18 protein-coding genes are annotated in these 14,034 nt (G+C 66.8%); 12 read left to right on the forward strand and 6 right to left on the reverse strand.

Features of this window, described 5'->3' with window-relative positions; translation table 11 throughout:
- Positions 1-6: 6 nt before the first annotated feature.
- Entirely contained in the window at positions 7-780 is a 774-nt protein-coding gene (locus BN2156_RS19225) for an SDR family oxidoreductase (RefSeq protein WP_090517498.1), read from the reverse strand.
- Positions 777-1,595 (reverse strand): MerR family transcriptional regulator, encoded by an 819-nt coding sequence (locus tag BN2156_RS19230; protein WP_090516567.1) that lies wholly within the window; start codon positions 1,593-1,595, stop codon positions 777-779. Before BN2156_RS19230 ends, BN2156_RS19225 begins: the two co-directional genes overlap by 4 nt.
- An 88-nt stretch (positions 1,596-1,683) precedes the next feature.
- Here BN2156_RS19230 and BN2156_RS19235 point away from each other — a divergent pair, with 88 nt between their 5' ends.
- Positions 1,684-2,076 carry a nuclear transport factor 2 family protein gene (locus tag BN2156_RS19235; RefSeq protein WP_090516568.1) on the forward strand — a complete coding sequence of 131 codons (393 nt, stop codon included), beginning with the start codon at positions 1,684-1,686 and terminating at the stop codon, positions 2,074-2,076.
- Positions 2,077-2,111: 35 nt separating this feature from the next.
- Complete coding sequence (locus tag BN2156_RS19240) at positions 2,112-2,963, forward strand: alpha/beta hydrolase (protein WP_090517499.1); 852 nt, start codon at positions 2,112-2,114, stop codon at positions 2,961-2,963.
- On the opposite strand, the gene BN2156_RS19245 is transcribed toward BN2156_RS19240, so the two are convergent.
- Entirely contained in the window at positions 2,943-3,188 is a 246-nt protein-coding gene (locus tag BN2156_RS19245; RefSeq protein ID WP_090516569.1) for a hypothetical protein, read from the reverse strand. The genes BN2156_RS19240 and BN2156_RS19245 overlap by 21 nt on opposite strands.
- Positions 3,189-4,724, reverse strand: coding sequence for an APC family permease (locus tag BN2156_RS19250; RefSeq protein WP_090516570.1), 1,536 nt, complete (start codon positions 4,722-4,724; stop codon positions 3,189-3,191).
- Between the two features lie 184 nt (positions 4,725-4,908).
- Between BN2156_RS19250 and BN2156_RS19255 the strand changes: the two genes are divergently transcribed.
- From BN2156_RS19255 to BN2156_RS19300, 10 genes are read left to right on the forward strand one after another with little or no spacing between them, the layout of a single operon-like run.
- Positions 4,909-6,189, forward strand: a complete 1,281-nt coding sequence (locus BN2156_RS19255; protein ID WP_090516571.1) for a class-III pyridoxal-phosphate-dependent aminotransferase — start codon at positions 4,909-4,911, stop codon at positions 6,187-6,189.
- Entirely contained in the window at positions 6,186-7,739 is a 1,554-nt protein-coding gene (locus BN2156_RS19260; protein WP_090516572.1) for an aldehyde dehydrogenase family protein, read from the forward strand. Before BN2156_RS19255 ends, BN2156_RS19260 begins: the two co-directional genes overlap by 4 nt.
- Positions 7,740-7,743: 4 nt before the next feature.
- A complete protein-coding gene (locus BN2156_RS19265; RefSeq protein WP_090516573.1) occupies positions 7,744-8,349 on the forward strand; it encodes a BMC domain-containing protein in 606 nt (201 codons plus the stop codon).
- A complete protein-coding gene (locus BN2156_RS19270) occupies positions 8,346-8,861 on the forward strand; it encodes a hypothetical protein (protein WP_090516574.1) in 516 nt (171 codons plus the stop codon). Before BN2156_RS19265 ends, BN2156_RS19270 begins: the two co-directional genes overlap by 4 nt.
- Positions 8,858-9,121: a EutN/CcmL family microcompartment protein gene (locus tag BN2156_RS19275; protein WP_090516575.1), complete on the forward strand. Its 264-nt coding sequence runs from the start codon at positions 8,858-8,860 to the stop codon at positions 9,119-9,121. The genes BN2156_RS19270 and BN2156_RS19275 overlap by 4 nt, the downstream gene beginning before the upstream one ends.
- A gap of 12 nt (positions 9,122-9,133) precedes the next feature.
- Positions 9,134-9,415 carry a BMC domain-containing protein gene (locus tag BN2156_RS19280; protein ID WP_019347921.1) on the forward strand — a complete coding sequence of 94 codons (282 nt, stop codon included), beginning with the start codon at positions 9,134-9,136 and terminating at the stop codon, positions 9,413-9,415.
- Positions 9,416-9,417: 2 nt separating this feature from the next.
- Positions 9,418-10,080 carry a microcompartment protein gene (locus BN2156_RS19285; RefSeq protein WP_070945456.1) on the forward strand — a complete coding sequence of 221 codons (663 nt, stop codon included), beginning with the start codon at positions 9,418-9,420 and terminating at the stop codon, positions 10,078-10,080.
- A complete protein-coding gene (locus BN2156_RS19290; RefSeq protein ID WP_090516576.1) occupies positions 10,081-11,082 on the forward strand; it encodes a phosphotransferase enzyme family protein in 1,002 nt (333 codons plus the stop codon).
- A 19-nt stretch (positions 11,083-11,101) separates the two neighbouring features.
- Complete coding sequence (fabG, locus tag BN2156_RS19295; RefSeq protein ID WP_090516577.1) at positions 11,102-11,881, forward strand: 3-oxoacyl-ACP reductase FabG; 780 nt, start codon at positions 11,102-11,104, stop codon at positions 11,879-11,881.
- 49 nt (positions 11,882-11,930) lie between these two features.
- Positions 11,931-12,698 (forward strand): GntR family transcriptional regulator, encoded by a 768-nt coding sequence (locus BN2156_RS19300; protein ID WP_090516578.1) that lies wholly within the window; start codon positions 11,931-11,933, stop codon positions 12,696-12,698.
- A 6-nt stretch (positions 12,699-12,704) separates the two neighbouring features.
- Here the strand turns inward: BN2156_RS19300 and BN2156_RS19305 are convergent, their stop codons facing one another.
- Positions 12,705-12,968 (reverse strand): hypothetical protein, encoded by a 264-nt coding sequence (locus BN2156_RS19305; protein WP_090516579.1) that lies wholly within the window; start codon positions 12,966-12,968, stop codon positions 12,705-12,707.
- A gap of 50 nt (positions 12,969-13,018) precedes the next feature.
- A complete protein-coding gene (locus tag BN2156_RS19310; RefSeq protein WP_090516580.1) occupies positions 13,019-14,011 on the reverse strand; it encodes an alpha/beta hydrolase in 993 nt (330 codons plus the stop codon).
- Between the last annotated feature and the right edge of the window lie 23 nt (positions 14,012-14,034).

The following is a 14,034-nucleotide window of genomic DNA, read 5'->3' on the forward strand; positions in this document are numbered from 1 at the left end:
GGAGGTCTACAGCGTCGGGACGGTGCCGCCGTCGACAACCAGATCAGCGCCCACGATCGACGACGCGGCATCGGACACCAGAAACCCCACCACCTCAGCGACCTCAGCGGGCTGGGCGGGCCTGCCCAGCGGGATGCCACCGAGAGCCGACATCAACGATTCGAGGGCGTCCGCGCGGGATCCGTCGGCGGCCGTGGCGATGCGATCGATCAGAGCGTCGGCGGCCGTGGTCTGGATGAAGCCCGGCGACACCGTATTGACCCGAATACCCTTGGGTGCCAGTTCATTCGCCAGCCCCTTGCTGTAGGCGCGCAGCGCCGCCTTGGCGGCGGCGTACCCGAGGGTGCCGTCATAGAGCGGCATCCGGCTCTGGATCGATCCGACATGCACCACCGCGCCCGAGCCGTTCTCGATCATCATCGGCAGCAACGCGCGGTCGAGTCGGACCGCCGCCAGCAGGTTCAGGTCCAGCTCGTCGGCCCAGTCCTGATCGCTCAGCGCCGCGAACCCTCCCGATGGCGCACCGGAACCGCCCGCCGTGTGGACCAGGATCTGGGCGCCGCCGTTACGACGAATGCGCGAGGCCACATCGGCGACGTCGGACACCGAGGTGAGGTCCGCGGCGAGAAAATCATCGGCCGCCGAGACACCGTCACCGGCGGGCTGACGCGCCACGGCGGTCACGTGGGCCCCGGCGCCCCGCAGCCGGGCGACGATGGCGGCACCGGCTCCCTTGGTGCCGCCGGTGACCACGGCCCGCCGACCTTCGAGCCCGCTCATGCGTCCGCCCGAAACACCGGCCAGCACAACGTAGTCCTCCACTGCGCGGAATCATCTGTGTCCCAGTCGAACTTCTCGTAGTACTCCCGCAGCGGGCCCTCGACGCTGATCTCCCGCCTCGTCGCGTACTCCCCGAGGGCGCTGTATGCCACGTCCACATCGTCGTGCGGGCCACGATGGCTGATGGTCGCGAGTTCGGCCGCCGGGATGATGTGCGGCTCGACCCGGCCGACCGGGCGAACCTGACCATCGACCGGGATGAACACCGTCGCGGCGCCGCGATCAGCGGTGAAGATCTCGAAGCCGAACAACGCCGCCGGCACACCGGTCGTCACCAGCCCGGTGTCGGCGAGGACTGTGGCACGTAGCTCCCCGACCGCACCCTGCCACCAGGCCGGCAGGTCGTCGCGATCCACCGTCGCCGTGATGGCGGCAGCGGGAACCGCTGGGACGGTGCGGTATTCGATACTCACGGTCTCCTCCGGGGGTTCCAGGATGGCTCGCAACGACTCGACGGCGCTCTGGGTGGCGCTGAGCCGGTCTTCCAGCCGCCGCAGATGGTCACTGATCAGCGCGTTGCGTTCGGCCGGAGCGCCGGCCATCACGGCACGTACATCGGCGATCGGCATATCGAGCTGACGCAGCCGGCGCACCACTTGGGCGGTGGCCACCTGGTCGAGGTTGTAGTAGCGGTAGCCGGAGGAAGAGTCGATACGGTCGGGTACGAGCAGCCCCACCTCGTGGTAGTGCCGCAGCGTCTTGACCGGCAGTTGCGTCATCCGCGAGAAGTCGCCGATCGACAGGTCGATGCTCACGTGCCCAGTGTGACGGCTCCCCCAGGGGGAGACTCAAGCACAACGCCGGGGTTGACTCTCCCGCCACCGACGACGCGAGCCTTACGTCATGTCTGGTGATATTTCAGGTCAGCTTCCCGCAGTCGTGCAGCGCTATGTCGACGCCGTCAACGCCTTCGACACCGACGCCGTGCTGGCCACCTTTGCCGCGGACGCCGTGGTCAACGACAACCACCGCGAGTTCGCCGACCGGACCGCCATCCGCACCTGGATCGCCGGGGAGATCACCGGGGACCGGGTCACCATGGAGGTCACCGAGGCCGACGTGCGTCCAGGGGTCATCGTCCTGCGTGCCCGCTACGACGGCGAGTTCGACAAGACAGATCTGCCCGCTGAACTGATCCTGACCAGCTACATCGTGGTCCGTGACGACGCGATCGCGGCACTGTTCATAGCCTTCGACACCGGCGACGAGACCGGCACGGTAGAACTGACGGTGTGACCGCCCACACAGATTTCCATCCGGATCTCGAACGTATGGCCCGTTTCATCCCGCGCAAGCTGGTCTCCAGGCGCACGCTGCCGGTGCTGCAGCGTCTCACGATGCTGCAGAACCGGCAGACGCCCAAGGACGTCGAGGTGCTCACCCTGAGCTCAGGTGTGGGGGTGCGACTGTTCCGTCCCACCGGTGTCACCGAACCGACGCCGGCACTGTTGTGGATCCACGGCGGCGGCTACGTGCTGGGCAGCCCAGCACAGGACGACGCGCTGTGCCGGCGCTTCGCCAAGGAACTCGGCGCGACGGTGGCGGCGGTCAAGTACCGGCTGGCACCGCAGAACCCCTACCCGGCCGGGCTTGAAGACTGTTACGCGGCGCTCAAATGGCTCGCGGCGCTTCCCGCGGTCGATGCGTCGCGGGTGGCGGTCGCCGGTGCCAGCGCGGGTGGCGGGCTGGCCGCGTCCCTGGCCCTGCTGGCGCGTGATCGCGGTGAGGTGTCGCTGGCCGCCCAGATACTCGTCTACCCGATGCTCGACGACCGCTCGGTAGGCCCTGAGCTGGAGAATCCGGGCCACCGGCTGTGGACCCAGGGCAGCAACAAATTCGGCTGGTCGGCCTACCTCGGCGGCGCCGATCCGGCCGTCGCGGTGCCGGGCCGTCGTGACGACCTGGCCGGGCTGCCGCCGGCCTGGATCGGCGTCGGAACCCTGGACCTGTTCCACGACGAGGACATGGCCTACGCCGAACGACTGCGCGCCGCCGGGGTCGAATGCCAGGTCGAAGAGGTGTACGGGGCGTTCCACGGATTCGACCAGATCGCGGCGAAAACACCGGTGGCTCAAGCCTTCATGGCCAGCCAGGTCGCGAATCTACGGGCGGCGTTCGGCTGATTCGCGCTGGTGCCGGAGGTACCGGCAGGCGCGTCCCAGCAGGCAACGGTCAGCCGCCGACAAGGCCCTGGCCCGCGGCACCAGACTCGCGACGATCCCGGCGAACCGGGCGCACAGCTGCTCGGCGGTCATACCGAATTCGAGCCAGACATCGTCCTCGCGTGGACCCCCGTAGGGAGCCCACGCGAGGACGAACTTCAACAACACACGTTCGAAGGTGTCCATCTAGTCTCGAACAGCGTTGTCCTCGAACACGATCCGGCCGATCAGTTCGTACCGGCGCGGGTCACGCAGCTTGAAGTACGTGGCCATGCCCGCTCCCAGGACGAAGATGCCCACCACGATCCACGGTGTCAGTTTGAACAGCAGGGTGCCCGACGCGGTACCGGCCGCGGCGTCTTTGTGCTCCCACAGCAGGTACACGACGTAGAGCATGCCGATCCCGCCCAGACCGGGGGCGATCAGTGTCTTGAACCAGTGCTTGGACACCGGGTGGTTCTTGCGGATGTGGAAGTAGCTGATCACCGAGAAGGCGCACAGCGACTGCACGATCAGGATCGCCATGGTGCCCAGGATCGCCAGCAGCGTGTACATGTGCACGTAGGGGTCCATCCCGGCGAACAGGAAGGCCAGGATGATCACCAGGGCGATCGCGCTCTGCACGAACGAGGCGATGTACGGCGAGCCGTGCGTGGGATGTGTTGCGCCGATGGTCTTCTGCAGACCCTTCGACAGGCCTTCGCGGCCAAGTGCGTACAGGTACCTCGAGGCGCAGTTGTGGAACGCCATGCCGCAGGCGAACGATCCGGTGACCAGCAGGATGTTGAACACCGTGATCGCCCACTCGCCGTAGGTGCTGCGCACCGGGCCGAAGAAGATCTCCGAGGACGTCGCGGCATCCTGCGCGAGTTCGACGGAATGCTGCGGACCGGTGCCCGCGATCGCCATCCAGGAGACGAACACGTAGAACGCGCCGACGCCGAGCACGCTGAGCATGGTGGCCCGGGGAATGATCTTCTTGGGGTTACGCGACTCCTCGCCGTACATCGCGGTCGATTCGAAGCCGACCCACGACCAGAAGGCGAAGAACAGGCCCAAACCAGCACTGGCACCGGCGATTCCGGCGGCCGGGGAGAACGCACCGATGGGGTTGATGGTCTCGGCCACCGCGAAGCCCTGCGGGCCGCCGCCCTTGAACAGCACCGCCAGCGCACCGAGCGCGAGCATGACGATCTCGGTCACCAGGAACACGCCGAGCACCTTGGCGGTCAGGTTGACGTCGAAGTACGTCAGGATCGCGTTTATCACCAGCATCAGCAGAGCCGGTATCACCCAGTGGATGTGGATACCCAGTTGGGACTGCATGAAGTTCTGGAAGAAGAACGAGAAGATACCGATCAGCGAGGCCTCGAACACCACGTAGGCCATCGTGATCAGTCCGCCGCTGGCCATCCCGACGATACGGCCGAGGCCGTGGGAGATGTAGCCGTAGAAGGCGCCGGTGGTGGTGATGTGCTTGGCCATGGTCGCGTAGCCCACGGCGAAGAGGCCGAGGACCACGGTCGCCACGATGTAGCCGGCCGGCGCGTGTGAACCATTTCCGAAGCCGACGGCAATCGGAACGTTGCCGACCATTGCCGTGATCGGGGCGGCGGTCGCCACCGCCATGAAGATCACGCCGACGGTTCCTACGGCGTTGCGTTTGAGTCTTTGGACGTCGTGAGCTGTGTCTTCACTCCCGGCGACAGCTTGATCGGTCATCTAGCGGGATACCTTCCAAGTAACAGTGGGATACCCGATGTGGCCTGTGCCACAGCTGGGACCTACGTATATTGGCACTACCAAAATCGATTCGCAAGCACTTCCTGCAACCATTGACACAAATGGTTGCGACCGTTTACGGTGAGGCCCATCACAGCTACCGGATAGCTGAAGAGGGAGCCGCATGTACGACTACGGCACGTTCACGTTCGAATCCAAAGCCGAAGTGCTGGATAAGGCGAAGACGTTCTGGAATCCAGACAAGACACAGTTCTGGACTGATACCGGTGTCGATCTGGTGATCGACCGCCGCGAGGGATATTTCCTGTGGGATATGGGCGGCCGCCGCCTGATCGATTTGCATCTGAACGGTGGCACCTACAACCTCGGACACCGCAACCCCGAAGTGATGCAAGCGATCACCGACGGCATGGCGCACTTCGACGTCGGAAACCACCATTTTCCGTCGGTGGCCCGCACCGCCCTGGCGCAGCGCCTGGTCGAGACCGCGCCGGCGTCGATCACGAAGGTGGCGTACGGGTCCGGCGGCGGTGAGGCGATCGACATCGCGCTCAAGAGCGCCCGCCACGCCACCAAACGCCGCAAGATCGTCTCGATCGTCAAGGCCTACCATGGCCACACCGGCCTGGCCGTGGCCACCGGCGACGACCGGTTCGCCAAGTTCTTCCTGGCCGACCAGCCAGACGAGTTCCTCCAGGTGCCGTTCAACGACATCGAGGCCATGGAACGCGTGCTGGCCCCCGGCGATGTGGCCGCGGTCATCATGGAGACCATTCCGGCCACCTACGGATTCCCGCTTCCCGCACCGGGTTACCTCGAGGCGGTCAAGGCCATCACCGAGAAGCACGGGACCCTGTACATCGCCGACGAGGTGCAGACCGGTCTGATGCGCACCGGTGAACTGTGGTGCATCACCAAACACGGCATCGAGCCCGACATCCTGGTCACCGGCAAGGGCCTGTCCGGCGGCATGTACCCGATCACCGCCGCGCTGCTCAGCGACCGGGCCGCGAAGTGGCTCGACGAGGACGGCTTCGGCCACATCTCCACCTTCGGCGGTGCCGAGCTGGGCTGTGTGGCGGCGCTGAAGACGCTGGAGATCTCCACCCGCCCCGAGGTGCGCTCGATGGTGCACTACATCGCCGACATCTTCGAACAGGGACTGCAGCGCATCCAGGCCGACCATCCGGACTGGTTCGTCGGCATCCGGCAGAACGGTGTGGTGATCGGACTGGAGTTCGATCACCCCGAAGGCGCCAAGTTCGTGATGCGGGAGCTCTACGAGAACGGAGTGTGGGCGATCTTCTCGACGCTGGATCCCCGTGTCCTGCAATTCAAACCGGGTCTGCTGCTCTCGCGCGAGCTATGCGAGGACGTCCTGGACCGCCTCGCTGTCGCGGTGTCCAGGGCCGAGACCGTCGTGAGAGGACGTAAAGCATCATGACCAGTACCGCACAGGCCGGCCACATGCTGGAGCGGGCCCGCTGGGCCGCGAGTGCGTACTCCGACTATGACGGAGCCGCGGTGTCTGCAATCGTCGACGCCGTGGCCGACGCCGCCAACGCCGCGGCCGAACGGTTCGCCGCCGAGGCGGTCGCCGAAACCGGGATGGGTGTCGTGGCCGACAAGGTCACCAAGAACCGGGCCTGCTCCCGCGGCATCGTGGACTACTACCGAGGCGACGACTATGTGTCGCCGCGCGTCGACGAGGCACGCAAGATCGTCGAGCTGCCCCGGCCCGCAGGTGTGGTGCTGGCCCTGACACCGACCACCAATCCCGTTGCCACGGTGTACTTCAAGGTGATCCTGGCGCTGATGACCCGCAACGCCGTCGTCGTCGCCCCGCACCCGCGGGCCAAGCAGTGCTCGGCCGATGCGGCCCGGCTGCTCGCCGAGGCCGCGGTGTCGGCCGGCGCGCCCGACGGCATCGTCCAGGTGGTCGAGGAACCGTCCATCCCACTGGTGCAGGCACTGATGGCCGACGAGCGCACCGACGTCATCGTGGCGACGGGCGGCACCGGCGTAGTACGGGCCGCGTACTCGTCGGGCAACCCCGCGCTGGGCGTCGGGCCGGGCAATGTCCCGGTGTTCGTCGAGGCCAGCGCCGACATCAATGCTGCGGCCAAACGCATCGTGGACAGCAAGGCCTTCGACAACTCGGTGCTGTGCACCAACGAATCCGTCCTGATCGCCGAAGACGTGATCGCCGGCAAGCTCAGCGGCGCACTGACCCGCGCCGGCGCGCACATCCTCGACGAGGACGGGGCGCGGCGCCTGCGGGCCTACATGTTCGCCGACGGGCACCTCAACACCGACGTGGTCGGGCGCGACGCCGCCTGGATCGCCGGGCAGGCCGGACTGCGGGTCACCCCCAAGACCCGGGTCCTGATCGCGCCGTTCGACGATGTGATCACCGAGGAGATGCTGGCCCACGAGAAGCTCTCACCGGTGCTCGGCATGACCACCGCAACCGATGCCGCACGGGGGATCCGGGCGGCCCGGGCTGTGGTGCGGATCGGCGGCGCCGGCCACTCCGCGGCCATCCACAGCGAAAATGCATCGGTAATAACCGATTTCGCGGCACAGGTGCCCGTGCTACGAGTGTCGGTCAACGTGGGCAACAGCACCGGCAGTTCCGGGCTGGAAACCAACCTGGCGCCGTCGATGACCATCGGGACCGGGTTCGTCGGGCGCAGCTCGATCGGTGAGAATCTGCAGCCGCAGAACCTGATCAACTGGGCCCGCATCGCCTACAACAGCAATACCGCCGTACCCATGGGCAATTTCGCGGGTGTGAACCCGTGGCGCTCCCCCGCCGGTCCGGTGCCGGCATATCCGTACGCCTCCAACGACCGCCACGGCGCGCCTTCCGGGGTGAGCACCGCGCCCCGCCGGTCCACATCGACCCGCTCGACCGACCTGGGCCTGGACGCACTGCGCGCGGAGTTGCGTGCACTGGTGGCCGAAGAACTCGCACAACTGATCAAGAGGTAGGGCTGTGGCTGAACTTCGTTCCTTCATCTTCATCGACCGGCTGCAACCGCAGACCATGTCGTACCTGGGGACCTGGATCAAGGGTGCGCTGCCGCGCGCCAACCAGGCTGCCCAGATCATCGAGGTGGCCCCCGGCCTGGACATCGAGGGCGTCACCGATGTCGCGCTCAAGCATGCCGAGGTCAAGGCCGGAATCCTGGTGGTAGAGCGGCAATTCGGCTACCTGGAGTTCCACGGTGAGACCGGTGCGGTCAAGGCTGCCGCCGACGCCGCATTGGACGAGCTGGGAGGAGACACCGGAAGCGCGGTGCAGCCGAACGTGCTGGCCTCACGCATCATCTCCAGCGTCGACCACCAACACGCATTCCTGATCAACCGCAACAAGATCGGCTCGATGGTGCTGCCGGGAGAGTCGTTGTTCGTCCTCGAGGTGGCCCCCGCGTCCTACGCCATCCTGGCCACCAACGAGGCCGAGAAGGCCGCCGACATCAAGGTCGTCGATTTCCGGATGATCGGTGCGACGGGCCGCGTCTACCTGTCCGGCACCGAGGCCGACGTCCGCACGGCGGCCGAGGCAGCCCAGGATGCGCTGGCAAGGGCCACTACATGAGCATCAACCGGGACGAACTGCGCGCCCTGGTGCGTGAGGTGGTACGCGATGCCGTCCGAGATATCGGAGCGGCCGCCAAGACTCCGGGGCCGGTGGCCATCCCCCCATCACAGCCACCGGCCCCGGCTCCAGCCCCACCGACGGTCGCCGACCAGTTCGGCGTGGATCCGACCGGTCCCCGCGCCGTCGACGGCAGGAACCGCACGGAGACAGTGCAGCTGAGCAACGACCGGGATCTCGACAACTTCGTCCGGAAGCTGTTGCGGCTCTTCGAAAGCCCGAAGACCCGAGCCGACCTCAAGGCCGGCCGGTTGAGCTTCCGGCTGGCGGGCAGGGCCTCGGCCGGCGGACCCGGGACCATCCACCGCATCGACACCGGCGCGGTGACCGAACGCCACATCGCCGACCTGGCCGGCGGCACGCTGGTGCTCGGCCGCAAGGCGGTGCTCACCCCCTTGGCCCGCGAAAAGGCCCGCACCCTGGGGATCACGATTCAGAAGGAGCGCAAATGATATCTGCGACCGTGACCGGCAACGTGTGGTCGACCCGTCGGATCGACGGCATCCCGGCCGGCGCGTTCCTTGAGGTCGAGATCGACGGCACCGGGTCGAAGCTGGTCGCCTTCGATGTCCTCGGTACCGGTGTGGGTGAGCGGGTCCTGGTGGCCCAGGGCTCGGTGGCCTCGGGCTGGTTCACCGGCACCCCGCCCCCGGTCGACGCACTCATCATCGGATCCATCGATTCCAAGCCTGATACCAACCCCAACAAATAAGGAGAAACACCTATGTCCAGCAACGCAATCGGACTGATCGAGACCAAGGGCTTCGTGGCTGCGCTGGCCGCCGCCGACGCCATGGTCAAGGCCGCCAACGTCACCATCACCGATCGTCAGCAGGTCGGCGACGGTCTGGTCGCCGTCATCGTCACCGGCGAGGTGGGCGCGGTCAAGGCTGCCACCGAGGCCGGCGCGGAGACCGCCTCGCAGGTCGGCGAACTGGTCAGCGTGCACGTCATCCCGCGTCCGCACAATGAGCTCGGCGCGCACTTCTCGGTCGCCAGCAAGTAGCCATGCCGACCGAAGCGGAGGAGAGCACGCGGATTCGCACCCAGATCCGCGTCTACCTGTTGGTGGAGGACCTGCAGCGTCAGTTCGCCGCCTACCTCGGAACACCGACCCGGGCCCGCGGTTATCCGCCGTACGAGGGTGAGCACGCGCTGATCGTCGAGGTGTCCCCCGCCTTGGCGATCGAGCGGGTGATCGATCTTGCCCTGCGCGAGGTCCCCGGTATCCAGCCCGGAATCCTCTACGTGGAACGGCAATTCGGTGTGCTCGAGATCCACTCGGCCAACCTGGAGGACGTGCAGCGCGCCGGCGAGGCGATCCTGGCCGGCACCGGCAACAAGGCCTCCGATCAGCTGCGGCCGCGGGTGCTCTACCACGACATCATCGAGAACATCACCGATCAGCACGCGGTGATCCTCAACCGCAACCGGCAGGCATCGATGATCCTGCCCGGGCAGTCTCTGCTGGTGTACGAGATGACCCCGGCGCTGTTCGCAGCGGTGGCGGCCAATGAGGCGGAGCGGGCCGCACCCGGGCTTACTGTGGTCGACGTGCAGATGATCGGAGCCGCTGGGAGGCTCTACATCGGCGGCAGCACCGCTGAGGTCACCGTGGCCCGGGATCGGATCACGGCGGTGCTGGACGGTATTGAAGGCAGGGAGCACTAGATGGTCATCACCGACGAGATCGATGTCGCCCAACTGGCGCTGCGCCAGTACGACATCGGGGCGGATGCAACGCTGCGGTTGCTCAACCTGTCCGAGAATGCCACCTATCTCGTCGAGGATGCCGGTACCCAGTCCATCCTGCGGGTGCACCGGCAGGACTACCACCAGCCCCACGAGATCGAATCCGAACTGGACTGGTTGCAGGCGTTGCGGACCGACAGCGATGTCACGGTGCCCACCGTGCTGCCGGCCCGCGACGGCCGGCGGCTGGTCACCGTCGACGGTGCCGAAACCGGTGGGGTCGCCCGCCACGTCGTTCACTTCGGCATGGTCGCCGGGGCCGAGCCCGACGAAGGAAAGTTGACGCTCGACGACTTCCGCACGCTGGGCCGGATCACCGCTGCGCTGCACGATCATTCGCAGCGGTGGGAACGCCCGGCCGGGTTCGGCAGGTTCTCCTGGGACTGGGAGCACAGCCTGGGCGCGGCACCGCGGTGGGGCCGCTGGCACGACGCCGAGGGCGTCGGCCCGGCCGAACAGCAGGTGCTCGAACGCGCCCAGCAGTTGCTGCACGACCGGCTACATGCCTACGGCACGGGACCCGAGGTCTACGGCCTGATCCACGCCGACCTGCGGCTGGCCAATCTGCTGGTTGACCCGGACCCCGCTGGATCGGGCATCACCGTCATCGACTTCGATGATTGTGGGTTCGGTTGGTATTTCTACGATTTCGGCACCGCGGTGTCGTTCATCGAAGACGACCCGGCGTTGCCGGAATGGCAGGATGCCTGGGTGAGCGGCTACCGCACCCGACGCGAACTGCCGTCCTCCGACGAGGACATGCTGGCCTCGTTCGTGCTGCTCCGCAGGTTGCTGCTGCTGGCCTGGATGGGCAGCCACAGCCACTCCAGGGAATCGGCCACCAAGGCCATCAGCTATGCCGCCGGCAGCTGTGAACTCGCCGAGCGCTACCTGCGCTCCAACGGCCTCAACTTGACCTGACATTCAAAGGATCCCAATCATGTTCGCATCGCTTCAGGGCCGCTCGGCCATCGTCACCGGCGGCAGCAAGGGCATCGGCCGCGGCATCGCCCAGACGTTCGCCAATGCCGGCGTGGACGTCCTCGTCACCGGACGCAATCAAGCCGACCTGGATGACGCGGTCGCCGCACTCGCCGACGCCCCGGGCCGGGTCAGCGCCCTGCGCGCGGACGTGACCAGCCCCGAAGACGCCCGCCAGGTGGTCAGCGCCGCCGTCGAGCGGCACGGCGGCCTGGACATCGTCTGCGCCAATGCCGGCATCTTCCCCTCCGGCCGTCTGGAAGACCTCACCCCCGACGACATCGACCAGGTCCTGGCGGTGAACTTCAAGGGCACCGTGTACATCGTGCAGGCCGCGCTCGCGGCGCTGACCGCAAGCGGGCGCGGACGCGTCGTCATCACGTCGTCGATCACCGGCCCGGTCACCGGCTACCCCGGCTGGTCGCACTACGGTGCGTCCAAGGCCGCCCAGCTGGGCTTCCTGCGGACCGCGGCAATGGAACTGGCCCCGAAGAAAATCACCGTCAACGCTGTGCTGCCCGGCAACATCATCACCGAGGGCCTGGTCGAAATGGGCCAGGACTACATGGACCAAATGGCCTCGGCGGTGCCGGCCGGCCGACTCGGATCGGTCGCCGACATCGGCAACGCCGCGCTGTTCTTCGCCACCGACGAAGCCGCCTACATCACCGGGCAGTCGCTGGTCGTGGACGGCGGACAGATTCTGCCCGAATCTCATATGGCGATCGCTGAACTCTAGTTCAACCTGGATAGAATTGGCTGTACCAATACACGGGCAGGGGGCCGGGGTGGCAGTTCACAGCGAGGAGTTACGCAGGCGCATCGTCGCCGACATCAACGCGGGCACCCCCGGCGCCAAACTGGGCAGTGAACGTGACCTAGCCGAGCAGTACGGCACCAGCCGCTCCAGCCTGCGCCAGGTGCTGGCCGCCCTGGAGGAAGCCGGGCTGGTGCACCGAGTGATCGGCCGGGCCGGGGGGATCTTCATCAGCCACGGGCAGGTGGAGCGACACCTCTCCGACGTCGTCGGCGTGCCGGCCTTCCTGGCCAACCAGGGCTACGTCGCGGGCACCCGCGTGCTCTCGACGCGCATCACCACCCCCGACGAAGCCACCCGTACCGCCTTGCGGCTGGATCCCGGCGACTACGTCATCGAGATCCAGCGGGTGCGGTTGGCCGACGGCTCCCCCATCTCGCTCGAGCACGCCCAGTTCCCCGCAGATGCCTTCCCCGGCCTGCTCGATCAGCAACTGGGCGGCTCCCTCTACGAAATCCTGGAATCCCACTACGGTTTGGTCACCGGCCGGGCCGATGAGCGCATCGAGGCGGTCAGTGCCACCAGTAGCGAAGCCACCCTGCTGGGCATCAAACCCAAAGCCGCGCTGCTGTTGATCACCCGGGTCACCTACGACCAGAACGGTTCTCCGTGCGAGTTCTCCCGGGACTTGTTCCGCGGGGACCGCACGGCACTGGCCGTCACGGCCAAGGGCAGCGGCATCGCCACCCACGCCGATGCCAACACCGCATCGGTGACCCTGCAACGCCAGGCCGGCTGAGCCGGCTCAACGGACCACCGAGTAGAACGAGTCATCCCCCTGGTCTCCGTCGTCAGGGTTCTCGCGCTGCTCGGCAGTGCGCTTCGGTTGCTCAGGCTCTTCTGCGGCGAGCTTTCGCTCCAGTGTCTCCTCGGTATCGGCGCGGTCGGCGCCATGCCATTCCTCTGGCGGATCCACCACCTCATCGCCGTCGGCGTTGCCGACCTCGTCGGAATCGGTCGACTCACTCGGCGACAGGGTGTCATCCGGGCCGTTGTCGATATCGCTCATGGTGATGGGATGCCCGCAGCGTCACGCCCGGAAACCCGTCGGGACACCGATCAGGCCGCGCCCTCGGCAGTCGCGGCGGTGACCCCTTTGACGAAGTCGCCCACGTAACCGATGGCCCTCCGGCCTTCGGGCAAGATGTCGGCCGCGAGCGGGAAGTCATGCACCTGGCCGCTCCAGACGTGCAGCTCGCAGCGCGCGTGTGCGTCGGCCAGCCGCTCGGCCACCAGTTCCGAGTCCGCCAACAGCAATTCGTCGGCACCCACGTGGATCATCACCGGTGGCATGCCGGTGAGATCGGCGGTGGCCGGGTCGATCAGCGGCTCGGCATCACACCGATCCGGTTGACATTGGCTGCGGCGCACACATCGGGCGAACGCCGACAACGCCGCCCCGGTGAACATCGAGCATCGAGAGACGTTGCGATGAACCAGTTTTCGCGCAGGGTCGAGATCGATCAGCGGGGAGATGGCGGCCAGACCGGCGGCCGGAACCACACCGTGGGCCAAGGACCTCAGCGCCGTCCCGAAGGCCAGGTATCCGCCGGCCGAGTCGCCCGCGATCACCGTCCGCTCCGCGCCATACCCCCGCCGCCGGAGCCAGGACAACCCGGCCAGGGCATCCTCGACGGCGTCGGCAAGACCGCACACGGGCAACATCCGGTATCCGACGTTGAGCACCAGTGCGTCTGCCGCAGCGGACAATCGAGCAGCCAGAGCACGGTGGGTGTTGAGCCCACAGGTAAGAAACGCCCCACCGTGCAAGTACAGAATCGCGTTTCGCCCTGACGTTCCCGGTGCGCGCACCAGTTCGGCCGGACAGTTGGGCAGTGCCACGGGGCGCACCGAAGCGGACGAACGCGCCGGAACCAGACCGAAAACACGATCGATGGAGTTGAGCGGCCACGCCAGGTCCGGCTGCAGTGCCCAGGCCCGGATCACGTTCTTCACCGCCAACCGACAGCCGAACTCCAGGGCCGCGGCCTCAAGGCTGCTTCTGCGATGCAATACCCGTTTAGCCGCGTACGCCCCGGTCATGTCGATCATCTCCTGTTGTTGCCCGCCGAATA

This window comes from Mycolicibacterium neworleansense (assembly GCF_001245615.1).
Classification (GTDB): domain Bacteria; phylum Actinomycetota; class Actinomycetes; order Mycobacteriales; family Mycobacteriaceae; genus Mycobacterium; species Mycobacterium neworleansense.

Coding starts and splice junctions, on each gene's coding strand:
- BN2156_RS19270 (WP_090516574.1), top strand. CDS start 8,346: ATGAGCATCAACCGGGACGAACTGCGCGCCCTGGTGCGTGAGGTGGTA.
- BN2156_RS19245 (WP_090516569.1), bottom strand. CDS start 3,188: ATGGACACCTTCGAACGTGTGTTGTTGAAGTTCGTCCTCGCGTGGGCT.
- BN2156_RS19275 (WP_090516575.1), top strand. CDS start 8,858: ATGATATCTGCGACCGTGACCGGCAACGTGTGGTCGACCCGTCGGATC.
- BN2156_RS19255 (WP_090516571.1), top strand. CDS start 4,909: ATGTACGACTACGGCACGTTCACGTTCGAATCCAAAGCCGAAGTGCTG.
- BN2156_RS19310 (WP_090516580.1), bottom strand. CDS start 14,011: ATGATCGACATGACCGGGGCGTACGCGGCTAAACGGGTATTGCATCGC.
- BN2156_RS19235 (WP_090516568.1), top strand. CDS start 1,684: ATGTCTGGTGATATTTCAGGTCAGCTTCCCGCAGTCGTGCAGCGCTAT.
- BN2156_RS19280 (WP_019347921.1), top strand. CDS start 9,134: ATGTCCAGCAACGCAATCGGACTGATCGAGACCAAGGGCTTCGTGGCT.
- BN2156_RS19305 (WP_090516579.1), bottom strand. CDS start 12,968: ATGAGCGATATCGACAACGGCCCGGATGACACCCTGTCGCCGAGTGAG.
- BN2156_RS19260 (WP_090516572.1), top strand. CDS start 6,186: ATGACCAGTACCGCACAGGCCGGCCACATGCTGGAGCGGGCCCGCTGG.
- BN2156_RS19225 (WP_090517498.1), bottom strand. CDS start 780: ATGAGCGGGCTCGAAGGTCGGCGGGCCGTGGTCACCGGCGGCACCAAG.
- BN2156_RS19250 (WP_090516570.1), bottom strand. CDS start 4,724: ATGACCGATCAAGCTGTCGCCGGGAGTGAAGACACAGCTCACGACGTC.
- fabG (WP_090516577.1), top strand. CDS start 11,102: ATGTTCGCATCGCTTCAGGGCCGCTCGGCCATCGTCACCGGCGGCAGC.
- BN2156_RS19290 (WP_090516576.1), top strand. CDS start 10,081: ATGGTCATCACCGACGAGATCGATGTCGCCCAACTGGCGCTGCGCCAG.
- BN2156_RS19285 (WP_070945456.1), top strand. CDS start 9,418: ATGCCGACCGAAGCGGAGGAGAGCACGCGGATTCGCACCCAGATCCGC.
- BN2156_RS19240 (WP_090517499.1), top strand. CDS start 2,112: ATGGCCCGTTTCATCCCGCGCAAGCTGGTCTCCAGGCGCACGCTGCCG.